Annotated in this window: 1 protein-coding gene; it reads right to left on the bottom strand. The window is 60.4% G+C overall.

What is annotated here, in order from left to right; translation table 11 throughout:
- A partial coding sequence (locus tag AC1RQI_RS17040) for a reverse transcriptase domain-containing protein (RefSeq protein WP_481905806.1) occupies positions 1–507 on the bottom strand: 507 nt, incomplete at both ends.

Here is a 507-nt window from a genome sequence, read left to right as displayed (position 1 = left end):
GTACCCTACCATCACGCCGCTTTCCAGAAACTGGCGCAGCAGTGACAGGACGCTGCCGTCCGCGATCCGGCGACGGAACCGGCGAATGATCAGGTCATGGTCCAGTGTGTCGAAACACTTCGACAGGTCCATGTCCACAACCCATTCACGCCGGTAGCGGCGGATGAACAGCTGCGCCTTGCCGATGGCATGGTGCGCACTGCGTCCCGGACGATACCCGTAACTCGATGGGTGAAAGTCCGGCTCGAAGATCGGTTCGATGATACGGCGCAACGCCTGTTGCACAACCCGGTCCCGAACCGTTGGAATACCCAGCAGACGTTCACCTCCGTCATCCTTGGCGATGGCCACACGTCTGACCGGCTGCGCCTGATAGCGCTTGTCCTTCAGCTCGAGTAACAGGCACGACAGCTCCGCCTCCAGATTCGCCTCAAACGCACTCAGGCTCTGCCCATCGATTCCGGCCGCGCCCTTGTTACGCTTGACGTGTCTGAAGGCTTCATACAG

Source organism: Salicola sp. AFF1 (assembly GCF_056783195.1).
Note: the sequence above shows the minus strand (reverse complement) of the source record. Positions and strands in the feature narration are given on the sequence as shown.